This window comes from Arcticibacter svalbardensis MN12-7, from assembly GCF_000403135.1.
Taxonomy (GTDB): Bacteria; Bacteroidota; Bacteroidia; order Sphingobacteriales; family Sphingobacteriaceae; genus Arcticibacter; species Arcticibacter svalbardensis.
In genome coordinates this window covers 97,617-113,288 of record NZ_AQPN01000063.1, presented here as the reverse complement: position 1 = coordinate 113,288, position 15,672 = coordinate 97,617, and the positions used below count along the sequence as shown (strand labels likewise).

At 36.8% G+C, this 15,672-nt stretch carries 22 protein-coding genes; 11 read left to right on the top strand and 11 right to left on the bottom strand.

Annotation, left to right across the window (positions count from 1 at the left end; all coding sequences use genetic code 11):
* The first annotated feature begins 11 nt into the window (after positions 1-11).
* The 3 genes from ADIARSV_RS07840 to ADIARSV_RS07830 all read left to right on the top strand — a co-directional run bounded on the left by ADIARSV_RS07840 (position 12) and on the right by ADIARSV_RS07830 (position 1,224).
* Positions 12-560, top strand: a complete 549-nt coding sequence (locus ADIARSV_RS07840; protein WP_016194923.1) for an RNA polymerase sigma factor — start codon at positions 12-14, stop codon at positions 558-560.
* A gap of 6 nt (positions 561-566) precedes the next feature.
* Complete coding sequence (locus tag ADIARSV_RS07835) at positions 567-902, top strand: SurA N-terminal domain-containing protein (RefSeq protein WP_040299443.1); 336 nt, start codon at positions 567-569, stop codon at positions 900-902.
* A gap of 97 nt (positions 903-999) precedes the next feature.
* Entirely contained in the window at positions 1,000-1,224 is a 225-nt protein-coding gene (locus tag ADIARSV_RS07830) for a hypothetical protein (protein WP_040299441.1), read from the top strand.
* 74 nt (positions 1,225-1,298) lie between these two features.
* Here ADIARSV_RS07830 and ADIARSV_RS07825 read toward each other — a convergent pair whose 3' ends face one another.
* Both ADIARSV_RS07825 and ADIARSV_RS07820 read right to left on the bottom strand, forming a co-directional pair.
* Positions 1,299-1,703 carry a hypothetical protein gene (locus tag ADIARSV_RS07825; RefSeq protein WP_016194921.1) on the bottom strand — a complete coding sequence of 135 codons (405 nt, stop codon included), beginning with the start codon at positions 1,701-1,703 and terminating at the stop codon, positions 1,299-1,301.
* A gap of 56 nt (positions 1,704-1,759) precedes the next feature.
* Positions 1,760-2,482 (bottom strand): hypothetical protein, encoded by a 723-nt coding sequence (locus ADIARSV_RS07820; protein ID WP_016194920.1) that lies wholly within the window; start codon positions 2,480-2,482, stop codon positions 1,760-1,762.
* Between the two features lie 302 nt (positions 2,483-2,784).
* Between ADIARSV_RS07820 and ADIARSV_RS07815 the strand changes: the two genes are divergently transcribed.
* From ADIARSV_RS07815 to ADIARSV_RS07805, 3 genes are all read left to right on the top strand, one after another.
* Entirely contained in the window at positions 2,785-3,003 is a 219-nt protein-coding gene (locus ADIARSV_RS07815; protein WP_016194918.1) for an acyltransferase family protein, read from the top strand.
* 360 nt (positions 3,004-3,363) lie between these two features.
* Positions 3,364-3,576, top strand: coding sequence for a hypothetical protein (locus ADIARSV_RS07810; RefSeq protein WP_040299440.1), 213 nt, complete (start codon positions 3,364-3,366; stop codon positions 3,574-3,576).
* On the top strand, positions 3,563-3,901 hold the full coding sequence (locus tag ADIARSV_RS07805; protein ID WP_016194914.1) for a type II toxin-antitoxin system PemK/MazF family toxin: 339 nt from the start codon (positions 3,563-3,565) through the stop codon (positions 3,899-3,901). The genes ADIARSV_RS07810 and ADIARSV_RS07805 overlap by 14 nt, the downstream gene beginning before the upstream one ends.
* An 86-nt stretch (positions 3,902-3,987) precedes the next feature.
* Here ADIARSV_RS07805 and ADIARSV_RS07800 read toward each other — a convergent pair whose 3' ends face one another.
* The 6 genes from ADIARSV_RS07800 to ADIARSV_RS07775 all read right to left on the bottom strand — a co-directional run bounded on the left by ADIARSV_RS07800 (position 3,988) and on the right by ADIARSV_RS07775 (position 10,293).
* Positions 3,988-5,541 (bottom strand): PepSY-associated TM helix domain-containing protein, encoded by a 1,554-nt coding sequence (locus ADIARSV_RS07800; RefSeq protein WP_016194912.1) that lies wholly within the window; start codon positions 5,539-5,541, stop codon positions 3,988-3,990.
* A 7-nt stretch (positions 5,542-5,548) separates the two neighbouring features.
* Positions 5,549-5,848 (bottom strand): hypothetical protein, encoded by a 300-nt coding sequence (locus ADIARSV_RS07795; RefSeq protein WP_016194911.1) that lies wholly within the window; start codon positions 5,846-5,848, stop codon positions 5,549-5,551.
* A gap of 6 nt (positions 5,849-5,854) precedes the next feature.
* Positions 5,855-6,187 carry a hypothetical protein gene (locus tag ADIARSV_RS07790; protein ID WP_040299439.1) on the bottom strand — a complete coding sequence of 111 codons (333 nt, stop codon included), beginning with the start codon at positions 6,185-6,187 and terminating at the stop codon, positions 5,855-5,857.
* A 79-nt stretch (positions 6,188-6,266) separates the two neighbouring features.
* Entirely contained in the window at positions 6,267-8,738 is a 2,472-nt protein-coding gene (locus tag ADIARSV_RS07785) for a TonB-dependent receptor (RefSeq protein WP_016194909.1), read from the bottom strand.
* A gap of 261 nt (positions 8,739-8,999) precedes the next feature.
* On the bottom strand, positions 9,000-9,935 hold the full coding sequence (locus ADIARSV_RS07780) for an NADP-dependent oxidoreductase (RefSeq protein WP_016194908.1): 936 nt from the start codon (positions 9,933-9,935) through the stop codon (positions 9,000-9,002).
* A 52-nt stretch (positions 9,936-9,987) separates the two neighbouring features.
* The gene (locus ADIARSV_RS07775; protein WP_016194907.1) at positions 9,988-10,293 is read right to left on the bottom strand and encodes a hypothetical protein; all 306 of its coding nucleotides are present in this window, start codon (positions 10,291-10,293) and stop codon (positions 9,988-9,990) included.
* Positions 10,294-10,410: 117 nt separating this feature from the next.
* Between ADIARSV_RS07775 and ADIARSV_RS22440 the strand changes: the two genes are divergently transcribed.
* Both ADIARSV_RS22440 and ADIARSV_RS22435 read left to right on the top strand, forming a co-directional pair.
* Positions 10,411-10,851: a glycoside hydrolase family 97 catalytic domain-containing protein gene (locus tag ADIARSV_RS22440; RefSeq protein ID WP_016194906.1), complete on the top strand. Its 441-nt coding sequence runs from the start codon at positions 10,411-10,413 to the stop codon at positions 10,849-10,851.
* Positions 10,852-10,888: 37 nt separating this feature from the next.
* Positions 10,889-11,338, top strand: a complete 450-nt coding sequence (locus tag ADIARSV_RS22435) for a glycoside hydrolase family 97 C-terminal domain-containing protein (RefSeq protein WP_016194905.1) — start codon at positions 10,889-10,891, stop codon at positions 11,336-11,338.
* Positions 11,339-11,409: 71 nt separating this feature from the next.
* Here the strand turns inward: ADIARSV_RS22435 and ADIARSV_RS07765 are convergent, their stop codons facing one another.
* The 3 genes from ADIARSV_RS07765 to ADIARSV_RS07755 form a co-directional block, all read right to left on the bottom strand.
* Positions 11,410-12,231 (bottom strand): N-acetylmuramoyl-L-alanine amidase, encoded by an 822-nt coding sequence (locus ADIARSV_RS07765; protein ID WP_016194904.1) that lies wholly within the window; start codon positions 12,229-12,231, stop codon positions 11,410-11,412.
* 137 nt (positions 12,232-12,368) lie between these two features.
* The gene (locus ADIARSV_RS20480; RefSeq protein ID WP_016194903.1) at positions 12,369-13,001 is read right to left on the bottom strand and encodes a helix-turn-helix domain-containing protein; all 633 of its coding nucleotides are present in this window, start codon (positions 12,999-13,001) and stop codon (positions 12,369-12,371) included.
* A gap of 18 nt (positions 13,002-13,019) precedes the next feature.
* Entirely contained in the window at positions 13,020-13,355 is a 336-nt protein-coding gene (locus ADIARSV_RS07755; protein ID WP_235048383.1) for a type II toxin-antitoxin system HigB family toxin, read from the bottom strand.
* Between the two features lie 697 nt (positions 13,356-14,052).
* On the opposite strand from ADIARSV_RS07755, the gene ADIARSV_RS23005 reads away from it, so the two are divergent.
* The 3 genes from ADIARSV_RS23005 to ADIARSV_RS07745 are packed head-to-tail and all read left to right on the top strand — an operon-like array spanning position 14,053 to position 15,668.
* A complete protein-coding gene (locus tag ADIARSV_RS23005) occupies positions 14,053-14,430 on the top strand; it encodes a radical SAM protein (protein WP_316929495.1) in 378 nt (125 codons plus the stop codon).
* A 5-nt stretch (positions 14,431-14,435) separates the two neighbouring features.
* Entirely contained in the window at positions 14,436-15,194 is a 759-nt protein-coding gene (locus tag ADIARSV_RS07750; protein WP_016194900.1) for a coproporphyrinogen-III oxidase family protein, read from the top strand.
* Between the two features lie 39 nt (positions 15,195-15,233).
* On the top strand, positions 15,234-15,668 hold the full coding sequence (locus ADIARSV_RS07745; protein ID WP_040299438.1) for a nuclear transport factor 2 family protein: 435 nt from the start codon (positions 15,234-15,236) through the stop codon (positions 15,666-15,668).
* The last annotated feature ends 4 nt before the right edge of the window (positions 15,669-15,672 follow it).

Below are 15,672 nucleotides of genomic sequence, written 5' to 3'. Positions count from 1 at the left end.
ACAGCACGTAAATGCCAAAAAAAGAAACAGGCTCCACAGCAGACATCATCAAAAAGTACAGTGCCCAATTGTTAGGATTTATAACAAAAAAGGTGGTGCGGCTTGAGGATGCCGAAGATGTGCTTCAGGATGTCTGGTATCAGTTTAGCCGGCTCACAAATATCAGTGACTTGGAAAATACAAGCGCCTGGTTGTATAAGGTGGCTAAAAATAAGATCACTGATTTGTACAGGAAAGAAACGAATGATTCGCTGGAGGATTACACGTATGAAACGGAGGATGGGGAGCTGTGTATAAAATATATTTTGTTGTTGGATGAAAACAGTGATCCGGAGCTGGGTTTATTTAAAGATGCATTCTGGATAGAAATGATGGCTGCACTAGAAGAGTTGCCTGAAAAGCAAAAGCAGGTTTATGTTCTCAACGAAATAGATGGGAAAACATTGCAGGAGATCGCTGACATACAGGGTGATAACATCAAAACGATTATAAGTCGCAAAGGCTACGCAGTGAAGCATTTGCGCAATAGATTACAAGATTTGTATAACGATTTAAACTAAAATAACATGTATAGGAAATTTAAAGATCATAGAAAAGGGTGGTTCATACTATTTATCCCCCTAATGATTACGCTGGCATTTGCCCTTGGAGGCGTTATTATGTATTTATGGAATGCCATTCTGCCCGATTTGCTGGGTGTAAAGGTGATAGGTTATTGGCAGTCGTTAGGCTTGCTGGTTATGTGTAAGATCTTATTTGGAAGCTTTGGCCCGCATCGTCATCACGAGCACGGGCAACGGAACTCCTTTCTGAGAGAAAGACTGGCTGGCATGAATGATGAGGAGCGGCAAAAGTTCCGTGAAGAATGGAAAAATCGTGAAGAATGGAGAAGACGGTGCTAAATAGTAAATGTTAATATGATTATGCAAGAAACGAATTCAACTTTCGCAGTTGAAGCATATGGATTGGGTGAAAATTTTAATTAAATAATTAAGAGTTATGTATATCACAATTTTTAAAACTTCAATTGCTACTGTAAGGGATTTTTTACAGATTAAGCCACTACTCGATCTAAAAATAGAAATACAGTCCTGGACAATTGATCTGGATGATTGTGATAAGATCTTGAGAGTGGTAAGTCCGAGACAGTGTAAAGGGAATGTAACGGCGACTTTGAAAGCTAATGGATATTATTGTGAGGAGTTGCCTTATTCGCTTAGTTAGGGGTTAGTTTGAATGATACGTTTTTTCCTAATTATTCCTGATACAGAGATATACTTCAAGATGGTTCTTCCTTTTTAGTACACCTTTTCTTTAATTATTTCTACTCGGATTATTTCCCACTTTCCATTGTTCTTTTCCCACTCATATATTCCTTCTCTCTCAATAGTCCACTTTTTTGAAAAGAAAATAAAAATCTTTAAAGAGATTTGAGACTTTTGTACAAGTCTTTCAATTATCTTATCATCTACAACCTGGAAAGTAATTCTTTTATAGTCGCTAGATGAACTTATTACCCGTTTAAAATAGACTGCAATGTCATTTACCAATTTTGTTTTATTGATCGTTAGACCGTTAAGCTGCTTATATTTTAAATCATTTGAAAAATTCTCAGCATAGGATTTAAAATCTTTTTTCTTCAACGCTTCCTTCGCTAAAAGATGAGCATGATCAATTTCTTGTAGTAAAATGTCATTTTCCATTATGTGTCAAGTTGTGTTTGGTATGATGTGCGCTTTTTTTGCAAGACAGCTAACGGTTACAAATTTATACTATTAAGCCAATTCTCCTTCCTTACGGCCGGCTCTAAATAACGGGCTGAGTAGCTGAATTGTGAAGTAGAGTCTGATTCTGTTAGTAAAACCCAGTAGCCTTTTGCCATATCCTCACGCTCTAGTTGGTTAAGCCATTTTAGAGGTACAACCGTACCAATAATGCTGGATTGTTTGCTGAAGAATGTATAAGATTTCTCATCTGTGGTAACGCCCATTCCCCATACCAGATAAGATGTTTTGCACTGGCCAGCAATAATATTTGTGCAAAGCAAAATCATCCAATCATCATGCATGGAGTCTTCGTAATCGCCAAAATATACTCGTTGCTTGATCTCTTTTACAAATTGGATCTGTCCGGTTATCCGATTAGTTTTTAAATTTTGTAGGTTGAATTTTTTTAGTTCATCCGTAAAAGAGGGATTATCAGATAGAAGGTTGCGGTAGAACGCCATTGAAGAAATAGGAGGAAGCTCTTTGTTTACAAATGATTCAGTAAGCGTATTGATACCACGAATAGTTTTTAAAGAGCCTAATGGAGGTATGCATTTACCAGCTATGAAGCAAGTTTTGAGGTAGACTTTCACTCGGAAGCGATCGAATGCTGACCAGCTTGCTTTTTGCTCTATTACATGAAGATCAAGAAAAATTAATGCAATAAAACAGAGGATACCGCCTATAACTAAGCTAAATGTTTTAAGGTTTTTCATTTGAACTATAAATTTAATACAGGATTGGTAAGGTTTTTTGTGACAGGTCAAATGTATAAGATTTTTTCAAACGGTAATTTACCTATTCTGGGAAGAATACATCAGTTTTCGTTGAAATGAATTCAGGCTTATAATGTTAGGTAGTATGTAATTAATTTGCAACTACTATACGGATTGCAATTTTACTTTAGTAATTTGTGCATTTCCAAAGTATATGAACCAACCAAAGCCATCATCAAGCGATACTGCTACAGTAACTAAAAATTCTACCTTTCTGGAATCTAAAAAGCCATTACCAAATTTTGGATGGCTTACGTGGTGTAGCTGCTCTTGTTGTGGTTGCTTTTCACTGTTTTGAGGCTTATGCCGACGGTAACCGCTTTAACCAGATTCTTAATCATGGTTATTTGGCTGTCGACTTCTTTTTCCTTTTGTCGGGTTTCGTTGTTGCATATGCTTATGATGAGCCTGTGCGGGAATGGTTGAAGAGGCGTTTTTTGGTAAGAACTGTAAAGGTTTAGAAAGGGGTTGCATGTAAAAGCACCAAGGGGGTAAACAATAGAGCTGTTTTGGCGAAAAGTTTGAAGGAAATGACTAGTTTTAAGGAATAGTTATTTGTTTACTGATTCTTTAAATTTGTAATATGGAAACGCTGATTATAAATATTCCTGAAAAGAAGAATGTAATATTAAAGCACATTCTAAAAGAATTGGGTGTAATTTTTCAAAAAGCATCTCAGTCAAAAAAGGAAACTTTCTGACTTCTTGGGAGGTATTTCCAAAGAGACGGCCATTGAATTGTTACTTCATGATGTTGATCACAACCGGCAGGAATAGGAAAGAAGAAGAGTTGGGCAGTATAATTATTATTGAAATTAAAATATGCAAACAATCGATTTAATACAGGCAATTCAAGACTTACCACTTAATAAACGGTTTTATATTATCGAAGAAATTATTAAGTCAATTAAAATGGAAAAGATGAGCCAACAGATGGAACTTGCAGTCCATGAACTCTATGAAGATTACAAAAATGATCAAGAGTTGACAGCTTTCACCGCCATTGATCTGGAACATTTTTATGAAACAAAGTGAGATTTGGCTGATTGACCTTGATCCTACAAAAGGCGCTGAAATACAAAAAAGAAGACCTGCCATAATTGTCAATGATGATAGATTGGGCAAGCTCCCTTTGAAAATTATTGTACCGATTACCGACTGGAAAGATCGCTATGCTATTGCCCCTTGGATGGTAAAAATAGAGCCTGATGCTACAAACGGACTTTCTAAAGCTTCCTCTGCAGATTGCTTTCAAATTAGGTCTCTCTTTCAAGAAAGATTGATTAAAAAACTTGGTTATATTGATGGTTCTATACTTAATGAGATCAAAGAAGCTTTAAAAAAGGTTCTAGTTTTGTAAAAAATGAAAGCAAACTGAAGAGGGATAGATCAGGTAGTATATTGATTTTTAAAAGGCTACTATAGAAGTAAACAGCTTTTAAAAGATTATCCTTTCGGTTCTTTCCTTTTGGCCAACAAGCTAAACGCAAAGAAAGTAACGACAGAGGCAATCAACCAAAATGTATCAATTACAAAAATACTGGTTTGATGATGAGGCAGGGTTTTCCAGATCCAGTTTCCTGAGCTTAGTCCGTTTACTATCGGTATCAGCAACCCAACAATAGCAGCAATTAGCAGGGTGTATTTATTTGTGAAGTAATTGTTTTTCTTAAGGCCGAAAAGTAGTGCCATTACTATCCATCCAACAAAAAATACACTATACAGGATGGGTTGCCTCATGACGTCCATGTCTCTGGGGATGAGCTTTGATACGATGAAGGAGATTGCAGTTATTGGATACATGGTTAGACAAATGGAGAGATAGATATTACTCACACGGCGGTTAAACCGTCTTTTATATTCGGGGATACTTTTTTTATTCCTTGCTTCGAGCCAGATCAGGACACCTGAAATGATGACAAAACAGGTAATTATAGCCATTACGAAATAAGCGAACTTTAACCAATAGCCACCATAATCTCCGAAATGAAGTTTGCGAATGGCTAACTCCACATTTTCTAAGTAATTCGTATTATTTGGGTTTACAGAAGAAATTATTTGACCTGAATGAACATCATAAACCAGCCTTCCATAACCAAGTAATCTTTTATCGGGAGCTAATGCGCCATCAACCTGGTATTTCATGCTGCGGTCGCCATAGTTTTTGATATAAACTTGTAGCGGTTCAAATGACTTGCATCGGTCACTGTTTTGCTTAATGAATGTGTTGAAAGAGGTGACTTTTTCAGATTTGTGGAGTAGTGGAGAGGATTTGGTCATTGGACGTAGTTCCTCTAAAAGCTTAGCCTGGTTAGAATGATATAGGTAATTCGCAGGAATCAATACTAAAATAGATAAGCATAAAAAGCAACTGGTGAGGGCGTATACAAATTGAAATGGAAGGCCAATCATTCCTAAAGCAGTATGGGCATCCGTCCAGATCGTTTTTAGCTTTGATGTTGGCCTGAAAATGTAGAAGTTGCTAATGATCTTATCCCAGTGGACTATAACTCCCGTGACGATGGCAAATAGAAAAAATAAGGCGACGAAACCTGCAATATACAGGCCAAAAGGAATAGGGGTAAGGAAATGAAACCGGTAGATTAATTCGCCAAAACTGTAAAAGGCGTAGTAATCGGTAATTTTAAAGGTGACGGTATTGAGATAGAAATAAGCACCTGTTTTGTCCTGCTTACTGGCCTTTTCATATTTAGAGGCACTAAGTACGACTAGCATTTCATTCCGCTCATCGGGCATCAGTATGCGTACATCTCTGCCGGCAAGTGTATATCCTTTTTGCTGAATGGTACGAATTGCACGGTCGTAGTCGATGTTGCGCGGATTGTTTACAGTCACAGGTTCCCCTTTTTCCCAAACAGCGATATCACCTTTAATTAAAGCGAATGCTCCTGCAAAGAAGATGATAAACAAGAATACACTAATGGTAATCCCACTAACGGTATGCAGATGAAAAAAGATATTATAGTTCCGCTTGTTCATACGAGCTTTAAATGGGATGAATAATTTGACCGTAATGTACAGCAACACTAAATAGTAGGGTGGTCAGGAGATAAATTCCCCAGACCTTCCAGCCATTTTTTGCCAGGAAGGGAATGATCATTAATACCATCCAAAGAATAAATAAAGTAAATACAGAGGTAATGAGGACGATTTTATGATCAGGAAGCCATAATGCAAGGGCCATGTGGAAGGTAGAGGATACCAGATAACCGCCCAAGATAGCAGCAGATATTTTGGCAATACGTTGCGGGGTAGATTTGCTGAGGTATTTAGGATTTGCAGGCATGTTAGGTTAGCTGATAACGGTTTCCAGAAATATAGAAAAGAATAAAATGATCGATACGATCCGGATATTCATTAATTTTAATGGGGAAAGGATGATAATGAGTCCGCTGGCAATCATTAAAATAATGAAACCGGTTAACAAGCCTGCGGCTAAACCTTTTAATAGTACTAAGAGTACGAATACAATTAACAAAAGCAGTAAACCCATACTTTTAGAAAGAATGGGTTTACGGTGAAATGATGCTTGTAATTTTGATGACAGATTTAAGTCTGCCTTTTCGGAAGTGCTATATAACAGGTAAAACCCTAGAAAGAAAAGCAAGGAGATAAGAGATGTCATACGGATTTTACTTTGGCTATTTGAGATTCTTTATGGTATTAAAGAACAAATCCCTCTCGATAAAGAGAGGGATTTAATACTAAAAATTATAAGTGAAATTCGCTGAGAAAGTTCTAGCTGCCTGAGGACTGATCGTTGACCATCCCTTGTAGTAATCCTTATTGGTAATGTTATCCAGCTTTAAAGCTATCCGAAAGCTACTTGCTTCGTAAAAAGTGGAAGCATTGATGAGGGTGTATTTGGGTAATGTGAATGTTCCTCCAACGGTTCTATTAAATATTTCATTCTCACTTGCATAATTGCCTCCAAAACCTACACCGATACCATTTAAATCGCCTTTTAAGAATTTATAGCTTGTCCATAAATTAACCATGTGTTTAGGGCCGGCACTTTCGGGTCTTTTACCTTCAAAGTCAGCATCTCCTGCTGTAAGTTTGCTATCGTTATAACTGTATCCAGTGATCAGGTTTAATCCACTAACCGGACTGGCAATAACGCTACCCTCAAAACCTTTGCTTAATTGTTTGCCACCCTGGGAGTAAACATCTTGAGCAACATTAAGCACGATATCGGAAACTTTAATGTTGTAGTAGCTGAAGGTTGCGGAAAGCTTGTCATTCAATAAATTAAGTTTAGTACCAAATTCATATTGATTGGCTTGCTCAGGATCGAAGTTTAATACAGTCCCGGTAGTAGCAATAGTAATTGGAGCTACATTTTGGAATCCGTTCATGTAATTACCAAAAATGGATACCTTATCTAAAATTGGCTGATAAACTAAGCCGAATTTAGGAGATAAAGTAGTTTGCGTGTAACTATTATTATCAAAGTGGTCAATTCTTAAACTGGCCATGGCAGATAGCTGAGGGAAAAGCGTGATTACGTCGGAAACATAGGCACTGTAAATTTCCTGTTTGGATTTGCTGTAGCTTGAACCAGGGATATCAAGGCCTGCAATGCCTGCGTCTGCACCTGCCTGAGTCAAAATTCCTGTATCATCTGTTGTTTTAGTTGGATCTAATGTGTTGTTGTTTGATGGAGAATTATAATAAGCATGTAATGCTGGAGCTATGGCTTGAAACTGTGCTAAATTGTTTCCTAAATAAACAAATCCTTGATTACCATAACCGGTACTATTTCCAGTCTCATTTCGGTTAAAGTAATCCAGTCCAATTAGAACCTTATTTTTGATTTTGCCAATGTTGAAATTGCCTAAGAAATTTTGCTGAATATCAGAACCCGTAGTCTCTGAGTTTTGCTTACTGGTAGATCTTGATAAAATAATACCGCTAGTTAAAGTTGTTCCTGTAAGTCTTTCTGCAGGAGTGGTTATTTCATATAAATAGGAATAATAGCCATCAGATTTTGCTGACGTACTGGAAAATACGGTTTGGGATGTCCAGTTATCACTGAATTTATAATGCATCTGGCCTTGAAGACTAAATGTTGGCGTTTCCATGTATAGATCATTTCCTGTATAAGAACGCTTCTTGTCATATCCTAGTTCTTCAATATTATGAACGCGTAATGGAGAACCTCTATCTACAAAAAGCATAGGCTGATTGGTGCTTTTGCCTTGATAAAATTCGGTGTTCACAAAAAATGAAAGTTTATCGTTTACTTCGTAAGATAAAGAAGGCGCTACAAAAAGGGACTTTTTAAATCCGGCGTCTTGAAAGCTGCCTTGTGTATGATATGCTGTATTTAAACGGAAAGCAATATTCCTTTCCGTACTCAACATGGTGTTGACGTCGGCAGTGATCCTGTTTAAACCATACGATGCGGTTGTATAAGAGATGTTTCCACCAAAACCATTGTATGGGCGTTTGGTATTGATGTTGATTAATCCACCATAAGAGATTAAGCTGCTTCCATATAATGTCCCTGACGGGCCTTTGATCACTTCAATGCTTTCAACATTAGCAATGTCCGGAGAGCCATTAGTTAAAGCAGGCAAACCGTTAACCATTGTGGGTTGCACTGCAAACCCTCTTATAGAGAAATAGCCTGCACCATCGCCCCCTCTTCCTGTAGATTCCCATAATTTATCTATTCCTGGTGCATTTTTTAATGCATCATCAAAATTGGTTACGTTTTGTTCCTTTAATAAGATGTTGGAGATGGAATTATATACCTGGGGGTTTTCAATATCTTTCAAAGGCATTTTTGAAACTGTTATGCTTTGCCCCCTGTTGAATTTGTTGGGTGTTAAGTCATTGATGGTTACCTCATCCAAGTTAGAACCAGCTTGTTGTAAAATAATTGGAGGAACAGTAGTGGTTGAATTTGCGGAGACTTTGATACTGATAGTTGTAGATGCATAGCCCAAACGGGATACGCTTAAAGTATAATTTCCTTCCTTAATGGATGAGATATGGAATATGCCGTCAATATTTGTGCTTGCTCCTGCACTATGATTGACTATTTTGACACTCACATCCTGAATGGCTTCTTTATTTTTATTGATAACCTGACCTTCAATTTCACCGGTTTGAGCCAGTACTGAAAAGTTGAGTATAAGTAGACTGATTAACGTAATTGCTTTATGCATATTTAGATCAATTATAAATAGATTGCAAAAGTAGAAGGATATTTGAATATTCCAAATTATTTAGAATGATTATTGACAATTTGTTAAAATGGAAATAAAATGGTGTTTTATTAAGAAAAGAGCAGAAGTGTTCACTTAGAGGAAGTGATTAACTGAGGTGTGTTGACATACTTGTAACACTTGAAGGTTATGAAAAACTTCGAGGATATTTTTTTTAAGAAATTAAGGGTTGTATAAGCTGTTAGAGCCCATAGATGAATTTTATATTCTCACCACTATTTTCCCTTTGGTATCATGAGATTCTATGGCCTTGTGAGCCTGTATAATGTCTTCTAAAGGGAACACGCTATCTATTTCAACTTTCAATTTATCGTGTTCCAACAGGTCTGCGATTAGCTGCAACTGATCTTTGTTCAGGTACATCATAGGCCAGATTAATTTAACCCTATGTTTGATGGCAAGTGCTAAAGCTTTTGGGTCATCCTTAGTGGAAGAGGGAAGGCAAACAATAGTGCCTCCGGGTTTGACGCAAGCGATTGAACGGTATAATACTTCGCCCCCTATAGCGTCGAGTACAGCATCAAGAGGGGGAACTTTATCTTCAAATCTTTCATTTTTATAATCGATCACCTCATCAATACCCAGTTGTTTTAAGAATTCTGTGTTTTTTGCTGAGGCTGTTCCATATACATAAGCTCCATTTATTTTGGCGAATTGCACTGCCAGGTGTCCTACACCTCCAGCAGCAGCCTGAATCAAAACTTTTTGGTCAGGTTTTAATTTCAAATGATCATTGATGGCCTGGTAAGCTGTTAATGATGCTAAGGGAGCAGCGGCAGCTTCTTCAAAACTCATCTCTTCGGGTTTTTTAACAATTGAATCAGGGTCTGCCAGTGTAAATTCGGCATACGTTTTACCTGTACTATTGCATCCAAAAACGGCATTGCCTGGTTTGAAATAGGTTATGTTTTTGCCTACAGAATCAATTATACCACTTACATCTTTTCCTAAAATAGCAGGTAAGTGAAGATTTTTAGAGCTGATATGATTTCCTGATCTGATCTTGGTATCTACAGGATTAATTCCTGCAGCCATCACTTTAATAACTACCTGGTCGTCGTTTGCGATGGGTTTTTCCATTTCTGCCAGGTGTAATTCTTCTGGGGGTCCAAATTTACTGATGATGACTGCTTTCATTTTCTTACATTTTTAAAACGTTAATCTTTAAGAAAGAGTAAATATTACAAATTTACTTAATTACAATTTTTTTTACATCAATTAAATCAGGGCCGTTTTCTACAGGGTATCCTTCTACTTTGCTTCCTGTTATGCTTACTTCTTTACCCACATAATCGTCTAGTTTTACAATAGCGGTTTTTAATGCATATGTTTTGCTCTCTGTTTTTAAAAGATGCGTTCCATACTGAAAAGTCGACATGCCCATTTTTTCTACTGTTCCTTTAAGTACGAGAACGTTATTTTCTGCAGATGGTTTAACAGTTTTACAACTGATTATTGTGGAGATTATAATCAATAAGAGAATTGTTTTCTTCATAGTAGTGAAACGTAGAAATTTGTTTTTATGCTACAACAGATGATGTAAGTATTGAATATATTAAAGATTTTTGGAATCTGCTAATCTAAATATGTAACTCCTTATCCTGATTTCAATATGGAAGAAATAACAAATTATGCCAAGCAGAAAGGTGTAGAGATGATCATGCATAATGAAACTGGCGGAAGCGCTACCAATTATGACCGGCATTTAGATACCGCATTTCGTTTCATGAATAAGTATTCCTATAATGCAGTTAAAACAGGCTATGTAGGCCAAATTACTCCTCGTGGAGAGCATCATGACGGGCAGTGGATGATTGAACACTTTGTACGAGTGGCAGAGAAGGCTGCTCAGTATCAAGTGATGGTTAATATGCATGAATCAGTGCGACCTATTGGTCTGAATCGTACATATCCTAATTGGATTGCTAATGAAGCCGGAAGGGGGAATGAATGGAATGCTTTTAGTGATGGTAACACACCTGAGCATGAAACTATTATGCCATTTACCCGATTAATGGGAGGTCCAATGGATTTACACTCCCGGTATTTTTAAACTTAGACACTATGCTGAAAACGCGCCTGACAGACAAATGCACACCACACTTGTTAAACAGTTAGCCTTATATGTGACCATGTACAGTCCTTTACAAATGGCAGCTGATCTACCTGAAAACTATGAAGCACATCAGGATGCTTTTCAATTTATAAAAGATGTAGGTGTGGATTGGGATGATACCAAGATCTTAGAAGCAGAACCTGGCGATTATATCACTATCGCTCGTAAAGAGAAAGGTAAAGCGAACTGGTTTATCGGGGCTATAACAGATGAAAATAGTCGCCAGTCTTTGATTTCTTTAAGCTTCCTTGATAAAGGGAAAAAATATGCGACAATCATCTATAAGGACGGAAAGGATGCCGATTGGAAAACTAACCCGGAGGCGTATACTATTGAAAAAAGAATTGTAACCAGTTCTTCTACGTTAAAACTTAATTTAGCCAAAGGGGGAGGTGCAGCAATTAGTCTGATTCCTGTTCGATAACACCATCACAACTATCACCCTTTACCTGCTATTAGAAAAGAATGCGGGTAAAGGACCATTGGCAGCGTGGTTTAATTTCTTCTTAGGAACTTTGATGATACCCACCCTTCGAGATCCATAATACCATTAACATTTTCTAAGACTTCAACAAAGCTCCATGTGGTTTCAGTCTTCAATACATTCACTTTTACTCCAGGAGGTAAAGGGTCAGTTAAAGTAGGAAAAGTAGTTGCAGGACCGGAGCGAATATTAAGTGCCGTTGCAGTAATAAACTCGTCGATGGTCTCATCTTCTCTACCCATTGTTTTGGATCGGAAACTAGCCATTGGGAATGCAGGTCCTGGATCTGATTTCCTGATTGGAGATATGTCTTCATGTCCCAATACATCCTTTAAATTGTAAGTGCTTATAAGTAATGCTGCTATTTCTGTAGATACTTCAAGCTGATTTTCTGTATATTCTTGCCAAGCCGCAATATGGGTTTCATTTTTATGAACAGCCATGATTACTTCCTGGTCAGGGACTTTTCTCATATCAACTGAGCAAACCCATTTATCCCCGCTTCTTGTCAGACGCCCACCGTTAACTAACTCAATCCCGATTGAAAACTTATTCATGCCCACCAATCCTGCCCATTCGCTTTTGCCTGCATGCCATGCAATCCTATTAAATGGCAAAAACTGTGTAATTGCGCCATCACGACCTATGAGTAAATGTGCAGATGCCTGCGCTATCGGGTTGGGGAACCAATTTAACGTAGACTCGGTAGTGGTTGCAGCTGTATAGTGCAGAATAAGATATTGTGGATTATATGTGCCACCCATGTTAGGGGTGGCCTTAAACGGAACTTGTTTGCCATTATCGGCAAATAGAAGATCATGCTGTATTTTCATATTATTGAGTTGTAATACTAATTAACCCACAATTCATCAATTTTAAAATAGCTATAAATAGCCATTTTAAGGAATATAATATGCTACTTTAGATCGTGTTCGTTAACATTAACTCTAGTAGATGACCAATTAAGTAATTATTTATTATTGGATTTATATCGTTTGGGAACTAATTCAAATTCTGGTGCACTTTTGCTGAAATTACCCTCTTTTGCTAAAATGTATGGCTTCTTTTCTTCTCCAATAAGTATGATGTCAGGCAAATTAGATGACTTCGAAACACTAATTATCGAAGTCTCGCTTCTTAATAAGTCCGAAAGATCCTTTAATCTTAATATCCTTTCCCTGGATTTTTTTAATTGCTCGTCTATTATATCAGGTATATCTTCCTGACTACTGTAGTGCTCAAAGCCATATTGTTCATTGATAAATACTCTAGCTGGTATACTTAGAAAACTTGCCAATGATTTAGCCATTGATAAGGTTAATTGCCTTTTACCTTTAAGAACTGATGATATATGACCTTCAGAACCAATAATTCCAATAAGATCCCTGTTTCTCAATCCTCTTTGTTCCATTCGTAACTTAATAAATTGGATAGGATCATGGATTGGCATAGGATAGTATTTATCCTCATAATCCTTAATCAAAAGTCCTAGTAATTCTAATTCATCAAAGTCATCTGTACCAGGCTCTGAATCAAAAATTTGTTCTAATCGATTAACCGCCTTATTATACTCTTCTTGTGTTTTTAATATCTTCCATTTCATATTGTATTGTTTAGAAGGTTATAATTCAAATCTTATCGTTTCTACATCAATCGAATCATATTCCTTATGAGTTCCGAACCATATAACAAAGCACATTGATGCTTTGTAGTTGAATTTTATAACTAAACGATATTTATTGCCATGTATATTAAAAACTACTCTGTTGTTTCCTATTATACTCGCATTGCCATATACTATTTTCAATTCTTGAGGCGTTTGAAAAGAACATCTACTGAAATGATCATACCACTCACTTAAAGCGGTAGCAGACTCAGGATACTTTTTTTGATAATGATTAATGGTAGGCCTTTTTACTATATTAATCATATCCAAATTTAACAAATATCTTTTCATTTTGAAAAGATATTTATTTTTAAAAATAATGTAAGTGGTTCAAGTGTATTAAAAAATTAATTTTTTAGTCAATAGTTGTTTAACTCTTAATTTATTGCTGTTTTTTAGGTAGATTTAAGTGAGCATCCAAACAATCGGCAAAAATGATTCTTTGTTGCCGATTGTTTGAAAAATATTCTTACAGTTAGATAAGGTGGGCACCACTGTTTATATTGAATTCCACATCCTTACATCGACTAAAGCTGTTTTAAACTTTTTTATGACCTGCATGGGAATTTAAAGCTATTTTTAAAAAAAATCTATTCATCCTCTCTTTTGTTACGAAGTGCTTTAATAATCTTTATCAGGCTAGCTGATATGGGATGAGGCTTCTAAATAGTCTTTATCAACATAAATCATAAGGAACTCGTAGTTGCGTTTGCTGTTACCCTCGCCAGTATATGAATACACATCCAAATAAGCAATAAGTTTTCCGGGTCTTAGCTTTTTATATCTGATCGTTGCCAAGATATATCAGTTGCTTTTCTTTTGTTATTTTTGTCACTCGTTTATTTTGATAAAACAAAGGGTAACAAAAATAAAACAGAATAAAAATCAACAGATCAAAAAAGATAAAAAATATTATTTATGCTAATAATCAACAAGTTAATGGTATTTATCTGTCCGATTTTATCAGGGATTATACACTCTTAAAACCATGGCCGGCATCTATATACATATCCCATTTTGCAAGCAAGCTTGTCATTATTGTGATTTTCACTTTTCAACTTCTAAAAAATATAAAACCGAGATTATTAATTCAATGCTCAAAGAGCTTGAACTGCAGAAAGAATACCTCGGCCGGCAAACTATTGAGACTATTTATTTTGGAGGAGGAACTCCGTCCATTTTAACTGCTCAGGAAATACAGACGTTTATAGATCGGGTTATACATTTGCATCCCGTTGCTTCAGGTGCAGAGATTAGTATGGAGGCCAATCCGGATGACTTAACTCCGCAGCAGGTTAAAGAGCTAAAACCACAGACATTAACCGTTTCAGTATTGGCATCCAATCATTCTTTGAAGAGGATTTGAAATGGATGAACAGGGCACATAATGCAAAGGAAGCAGATAGTGCCGTGAAACGAGTACAGGATGCCGGTTTTGAGAACATCACACTTGATCTGATCTATGGTTACCCTTTGCTTACAGATCAAAAGTGGAAAGCAAATCTGGATAAAACACATGAGTTAAACGTTCCCCATATCTCTGCTTATTCGATGACGGTAGAATCTAAAACTGCCTTAGCTCATTTTATTAAAAAAGGAAAGCAGCCGGAAATGAATGACAATCAGAGTGCGGAGCAATTTTTATTCCTCATCGGGCAGCTTAAAGAATGGGGATATGAGCATTATGAAACCTCTAACTTTGCAAAGCCTGATCAATATTCCCGGCACAATACGAATTACTGGAGAGGGGTATCCTACCTTGGTATTGGCCCATCGGCACATTCTTTTAACGGCGAGGCCAGGAAGTGGAATATAGCCAACAATGCAAAGTATCTCGAGTCTTTATTGCTGGACAAGATTCCTGCAGAAATGGAAATTCTTACGCAGAATAATCGGGTCAATGAATATATCATGACCTCCTTAAGAACGATGTGGGGAATGGATCTTTCTAAAATTGATCGTGACTTTGGCTCAGGTTACAGTACTGAAATAGAAAAGAGTGCAGAAGAGTTTTTTGACAAAGGATGGATTATAAAAAAGGATCCGAATACGCTGGTCTTAACCGATGCCGGGATGTTATTCAGCGATCACATCGCTTCTGAACTGTTTATAGATGAAGAAAGGAAATAAAATTCTTAGTTTAGCAGCAGCCTATAATTATAATAAAATATGAAAAAAATTAGCTTATTTCTTGTACTGTCTATGTTTTTAAGCGTGGTGGTACATGCCCAAAGTAAAAGTGAAAAACAAGTTGCAATAGCTGTAGAAGCACTTAGGAAAGCCATGGTAGATGGAACGAAAAGTGAATTGGAAGCAATAGCAGATAATAATTTAACCTATGGGCATTCCAACGGTGTGCTGCAGAATAAAGTAGAGTTTGTAGATGCAATAGTTAGCGGGATGTCAGACTTTGTTACGCTTGAGTTTAAAAACCAGACTATTCTCGTATCTGGTAAAACAGCGATCGTTCGTCATGATCTAGTCGCTTCAACGAATGATAAGGGTAAAGAACCCGGTACTGCAAACTTGCATATCCTTACTGTTTGGCAAAAGACACATGGTAAATGGCTGATGCTGGCACGTCAGGCTGTTAAAAAAATCTAAAAAT

Excerpts from the sequence above, each read along its gene's own strand:
- ADIARSV_RS07755 (WP_235048383.1), bottom strand. The coding sequence starts at position 13,355 with ATGAAAAGATATTTGTTAAATTTGGATATGATTAATATAGTAAAAAGG.
- ADIARSV_RS07780 (WP_016194908.1), bottom strand. The coding sequence starts at position 9,935 with ATGAAAGCAGTCATCATCAGTAAATTTGGACCCCCAGAAGAATTACAC.
- ADIARSV_RS22440 (WP_016194906.1), top strand. The coding sequence starts at position 10,411 with ATGGAAGAAATAACAAATTATGCCAAGCAGAAAGGTGTAGAGATGATC.
- ADIARSV_RS20480 (WP_016194903.1), bottom strand. The coding sequence starts at position 13,001 with ATGAAATGGAAGATATTAAAAACACAAGAAGAGTATAATAAGGCGGTT.
- ADIARSV_RS22435 (WP_016194905.1), top strand. The coding sequence starts at position 10,889 with ATGCACACCACACTTGTTAAACAGTTAGCCTTATATGTGACCATGTAC.
- ADIARSV_RS07840 (WP_016194923.1), top strand. The coding sequence starts at position 12 with ATGCCAAAAAAAGAAACAGGCTCCACAGCAGACATCATCAAAAAGTAC.
- ADIARSV_RS07830 (WP_040299441.1), top strand. The coding sequence starts at position 1,000 with ATGTATATCACAATTTTTAAAACTTCAATTGCTACTGTAAGGGATTTT.
- ADIARSV_RS07750 (WP_016194900.1), top strand. The coding sequence starts at position 14,436 with ATGAACAGGGCACATAATGCAAAGGAAGCAGATAGTGCCGTGAAACGA.
- ADIARSV_RS07795 (WP_016194911.1), bottom strand. The coding sequence starts at position 5,848 with ATGCCTGCAAATCCTAAATACCTCAGCAAATCTACCCCGCAACGTATT.
- ADIARSV_RS07810 (WP_040299440.1), top strand. The coding sequence starts at position 3,364 with ATGCAAACAATCGATTTAATACAGGCAATTCAAGACTTACCACTTAAT.
- ADIARSV_RS23005 (WP_316929495.1), top strand. The coding sequence starts at position 14,053 with ATGGCCGGCATCTATATACATATCCCATTTTGCAAGCAAGCTTGTCAT.
- ADIARSV_RS07820 (WP_016194920.1), bottom strand. The coding sequence starts at position 2,482 with ATGAAAAACCTTAAAACATTTAGCTTAGTTATAGGCGGTATCCTCTGT.
- ADIARSV_RS07785 (WP_016194909.1), bottom strand. The coding sequence starts at position 8,738 with ATGCATAAAGCAATTACGTTAATCAGTCTACTTATACTCAACTTTTCA.
- ADIARSV_RS07835 (WP_040299443.1), top strand. The coding sequence starts at position 567 with ATGTATAGGAAATTTAAAGATCATAGAAAAGGGTGGTTCATACTATTT.
- ADIARSV_RS07825 (WP_016194921.1), bottom strand. The coding sequence starts at position 1,703 with ATGGAAAATGACATTTTACTACAAGAAATTGATCATGCTCATCTTTTA.
- ADIARSV_RS07765 (WP_016194904.1), bottom strand. The coding sequence starts at position 12,231 with ATGAAAATACAGCATGATCTTCTATTTGCCGATAATGGCAAACAAGTT.
- ADIARSV_RS07800 (WP_016194912.1), bottom strand. The coding sequence starts at position 5,541 with ATGAACAAGCGGAACTATAATATCTTTTTTCATCTGCATACCGTTAGT.
- ADIARSV_RS07775 (WP_016194907.1), bottom strand. The coding sequence starts at position 10,293 with ATGAAGAAAACAATTCTCTTATTGATTATAATCTCCACAATAATCAGT.
- ADIARSV_RS07790 (WP_040299439.1), bottom strand. The coding sequence starts at position 6,187 with ATGACATCTCTTATCTCCTTGCTTTTCTTTCTAGGGTTTTACCTGTTA.
- ADIARSV_RS07805 (WP_016194914.1), top strand. The coding sequence starts at position 3,563 with ATGAAACAAAGTGAGATTTGGCTGATTGACCTTGATCCTACAAAAGGC.
- ADIARSV_RS07745 (WP_040299438.1), top strand. The coding sequence starts at position 15,234 with ATGAAAAAAATTAGCTTATTTCTTGTACTGTCTATGTTTTTAAGCGTG.